The 4,125-nt window shown below is 56.7% G+C and carries 4 protein-coding genes and 1 pseudogene; 4 read left to right on the plus strand and 1 reads right to left on the minus strand.

What is annotated here, in order from left to right:
- Nucleotides 1–161 precede the first annotated feature (161 nt).
- On the minus strand, nucleotides 162–383 hold the full coding sequence (locus VSR34_RS37520) for a hypothetical protein (protein ID WP_342965127.1): 222 nt from the start codon (nucleotides 381–383) through the stop codon (nucleotides 162–164).
- A 110-nt stretch (nucleotides 384–493) separates the two neighbouring features.
- On the opposite strand from VSR34_RS37520, the gene VSR34_RS37525 reads away from it, so the two are divergent.
- From VSR34_RS37525 to VSR34_RS37540, 4 genes and pseudogenes are all read left to right on the plus strand, one after another.
- Nucleotides 494–1,894, plus strand: coding sequence for an MFS transporter (locus VSR34_RS37525; RefSeq protein WP_342965130.1), 1,401 nt, complete (start codon nucleotides 494–496; stop codon nucleotides 1,892–1,894).
- Nucleotides 1,895–2,065: 171 nt separating this feature from the next.
- Nucleotides 2,066–2,644 (plus strand): hypothetical protein, encoded by a 579-nt coding sequence (locus VSR34_RS37530; protein WP_342965128.1) that lies wholly within the window; start codon nucleotides 2,066–2,068, stop codon nucleotides 2,642–2,644.
- Between the two features lie 132 nt (nucleotides 2,645–2,776).
- Entirely contained in the window at nucleotides 2,777–3,760 is a 984-nt protein-coding gene (locus VSR34_RS37535) for a hypothetical protein (RefSeq protein WP_342965129.1), read from the plus strand.
- 181 nt (nucleotides 3,761–3,941) lie between these two features.
- Nucleotides 3,942–4,125: pseudogene (locus VSR34_RS37540) on the plus strand (IS6 family transposase); the annotation flags it as partial.

Consider the following 4,125-nt stretch of genomic DNA (forward strand, 5'->3'; position numbering starts at 1 on the left):
TTCGGAGCACCGAACACCAATTCCGGAATTCTCCGAAACCGTTCGACTTCAACCGAAACGGCTGTTCATGTTCCTCCGGAAACACTGTTCGACTTCAACCGAAATCCGTGTTCGGCTTCGCCGAAATCCGCAATATCCCCGACGAAACCGATCGATCGATATCAAAAAATCTTCAGGAGATGAAAATAAATTTCATATCTAGAAAACTCGTGATTGGTGATATTGTGATATTCATCGGTACTCGAAACAGATTGGACTCGTTCAGCTTGACGCTTGACGCTTGACGCTTGACGCTTGACGCTTGACGCTTGACGCTTGACGGTCGTCGGCACCGATGATGGCTCGTTGACCACCGCCTCGATTAGAAACTCTACTTTAGACATTCAGCGCCCCTCAGCGGGGCGCTGAATGTCTAAAGTAGAGTACATTGGAGACAAACTTGGCCATTCTGGAGGGCGCGGCGAATCTGCGGGCCGCTGACCATGGAACACCCATCGATGCAAACGCGGCTGCCGACGGCAGCGCGCAGTACTGCACGATATCGGCCCGTCTCGACCGGCTTCCGGCCACGCGCGTGGTATGGAAGCTGATCTTGCTGCTCAGTCTCGGATTCTTCTTCGAACTGTACGATCTGCTCTTCACCGGTTATGTCGCACCGGGTCTGGTCAAAAGCGGCATTCTCACCTCGACCACGCCCGGCCTCTTCGGCACTTCAGGCGTGGCAAGCTTCATTGCCGCACTCTTTTGCGGGCTCTTCATCGGCACGGCCGCATGCGGCTTCCTTGCGGACCGCTTCGGGCGGCGAGCCATCTTCACATGGTCGCTGCTGTGGTACGTCGCGGCGAACACGGTCATGGCCTTCCAGGACACGGCGAGCGGCCTGAACCTCTGGCGTTTCGTCTCGGGACTCGGCATTGGCGTCGAACTCGTGACCATCGGCACGTACCTCTCGGAGCTTGCGCCCAAACATTTGCGCGGCAGGGCGTTCGCCGTGTGCCAGGCAATCGGCTTTTCGGCGGTGCCGGTCGTTGCGTTTCTTTCGTGGCTCCTGGTGCCGCGTGTGCCGTTCGGACTCGATGGATGGCGCTGGGTCGTGCTGCTGGGCAGCATCAGCGCGCTCTTTGTCTGGTACTTCCGGCGCAATCTGCCCGAGAGTCCGCGTTGGCTCGCGAGTAAAGGCCGCACCGAAGAAGCCGCAGCGTTATTGGCGGACCTCGAAGCAAAGGTGGCGCGGCAATACGGTGCGCCGCTGCCTGCAGTCGGCCCAGCCGACCCGGTGCCGCGAAAAGCCGGTTTCGCGGACATGTGGAAGCCGCCGTACGGCAAACGCACCGTTATGCTCATCGTCTTCCATATCTTCCAGACGGTGGGCTTTTACGGCTTCGCGAACTGGGTGCCCACGCTGCTCGTGAAGCAGGGCATTACGGTCACGTCGAGCCTCATGTACACCACGGTGATCGGGCTCGCCGCGCCACTGGGTCCGCTGCTCGGCTACTGGATTGCCGACCGTTTCGAGCGCAAGCATGTGATCGTCGGCATGGCGGCGATCAATATCGTGAGCGGATTGTTGTTCAGCAAGGCTTCGGCGGCGGTGGCGATCGTGGCGCTCGGCGTGCTGCTAACGCTCGCCGGGAACATCATTTCGTTCACCTATCACACTTACCAGCAGGAGCTTTACCCGACGGCCATCCGCGCGCGCGCCGTGGGCTTCGTCTATTCTTGGAGCCGGCTCTCGGCGGTATTCAGTTCCTTCGTCATCGCCTTTACGCTCCAGGCGTTCGGCGTGACAGGCGTCTTCGTTTTCATCGCGGGGGCGATGGCGCTCGTGATGGTGTCCATCGGGTTGATGGGGCCCCGGACGCTCGGCAAGTCGCTGGAGAGCATTTCCCATTGAGCGGCTCTCGCTCTCTATCCAGAGCATGTTTACGCAATTTTTCCGCAAGAGCTATCGCGACACTACCGTTATTCGCGATCTCGAGAATTTATGCATGCCTTGGTCACAACAAGTCGCATTTACGCGGCTTGATTACCGTAGCCTTAACCGAAACCAAGGGAGGAATCTTCCGTGGCATCAAAGAAGATATTAATTCTGCTCATAGCTGCTTGGCTGGACGTTTATAACGGCCCCGTCAGCGCGCAGACGCTTAACACCCAGTTCTTGGGTTGGATCGGCAAAAGCCAGCACGGCTACACCTTGGACGGATCGGACTGGCACTATTGTTTCGGTGGCTCTGGAGGAAGCTGTGGAACCGTGGCGCTAACGACAGGCCATTCGTCATGCCACACCACCAGCTTTGACATCGGTGCGCAGTGGGGAATCCCGATAAAAATCAGCAGCATGGCGATCGATGGCGGGTTCAATAAGTCATGGACTGCATGCAATATTCGTAGCGAAACGGTCACTTGTGGCCCTAACCCGGGCTGGAAGGGCCGCGCAGTCATCAACTTCAGCGAACGATGGGGGAAAGTCCACGTGATCGGAGCGGATAACTACCTCACCTTGCAGTCAAGCTGCCCAGCGGGATGGCGTTCCGATTGGATGGGGGGGGAGAGTTGGCGTTGCACATACGTCGGTGGCGCATATGATCGTGAAGGATATTTGCCAGAGTGGCGTGGCAGTAGCTGCAACTATCGGCGCATTTAGTTACTAAGATCGCCATTCGCCTCGTTCATTGGCTTGAGACAGCGGAGTGTCTTTGGTATCGCCACGATACCGCCAAGAGCGAGGCGTGCACTGTGTCAGACGGCTGACGTTCCTTATCTACGAAGAAAGCTTATGTCCTTCAATATAAATTTATCTTCACGGCGTCGAGTCCATCTAGCCATCGTTGGATGCTTGCTGATGGTGGTGGCAGGGTACCTCTTATTTCTCGCCGCGCCCACGGTAGGTTCGGAGCAAGCGAAGCGCGCATACAAGCCCACAGACTTTAGGTCTTCCGAAGCCACCGCGACAAGCAGCAAAGAGGGAATTGCGTGGCCCGATGGCATTAATGCCGGCGGGAGTTTCGCCACCGATGACAAGCCCTCCGGAGCGGCATCCAATGATACACCTGTACAAATTGACGCGAGCCTTCGTGCGATCTTTCAGAAGATCGTGAATCGCGGCGACATGTCTCAGAATGAGCTGGATGAGTTTCGGGCTCGGCTGCAGATTGCTTTGGAAAATGACCCCGAGGTCGCAAAGCTTGTGACTCAGTTCTATCACGACATGCCTGCCGAACAGGGCATGGAGCGAGACATTCTTCGATCCATCCTGGTTGATTCTGCAATTGGCAGAGACATAGTCTTGCAAGAAGCGAATGCCATTTGGGAGGGCAGAAACGAATCCAAATATGCCGAGATGTATGAGACTTACTTCAACATGCCAAGTCAAACGCCTCAAGAGGTCTTCAGTAAGGCGCTGAGCGATTTGAGGAGCGATGCCACGACCGATGAGAGGACCGCTGTCGCGCGACTGAATCTCATCGGCACTCTTGAGGAACGAAGCATTCCCGATGTCGCGAACTTAAGAAGTGAGGCCGTGCAGACATTGAACCAGATAGCGGACGGCCACGATAGTGGGTTGATACGTGCACTCGCTGTACAAAAACTCTTTCGGCTGAATTCCCCGGGGGAAGCTGCGAATATCGCTATCGGCCAGTTTTCCAAAGGTGCCTATCCGGACTTGGTTCGTGAAACGCTTAATTCCGTCAGCAGCGGTGACGTCGAGCTTACGCCGAACTTGCGCACAGCTTTGACCATGGCTGTTAAACGTCCGTAGACGGCGTCACCGGGCAGGCGTGGCGACCGGATCATGCGCCGGATGCAGATCGTTTCCGCGTTCTGCATCCTGATCTACTTCCGGGACACAGGTCGGAGAAAATTTCGACAGACCGTCGATAGCCATGACGACTCGCAAGGGCTCGGTCAGGTTGATGGAGAGGGGGCGGTAGAATGACGTAATGAAGAAGACAAAACCGCTTTATCACGGCCACCGCTTCCCTGCCGTCGTCATCAGCTGCGCGGTTCGCTGGTATTTCCGGTTCAGCCTGAGCCTGCGCGACGTCGAGGAGTTGCTGCTCGAGCGTGGTGTTGTGGTCACGTATGAGACGATCCGTTGCTGGTGCGACAAGTTCGGCGCCAGAT

The organism is Paraburkholderia sp. JHI2823 (assembly GCF_038900695.1).
Taxonomy (GTDB): Bacteria; Pseudomonadota; Gammaproteobacteria; order Burkholderiales; family Burkholderiaceae; genus Paraburkholderia; species Paraburkholderia mimosarum.

Excerpts from the sequence above, each read along its gene's own strand:
- VSR34_RS37520 (WP_342965127.1), bottom strand. The coding sequence starts at position 383 with ATGTCTAAAGTAGAGTTTCTAATCGAGGCGGTGGTCAACGAGCCATCA.
- VSR34_RS37535 (WP_342965129.1), top strand. The coding sequence starts at position 2,777 with ATGTCCTTCAATATAAATTTATCTTCACGGCGTCGAGTCCATCTAGCC.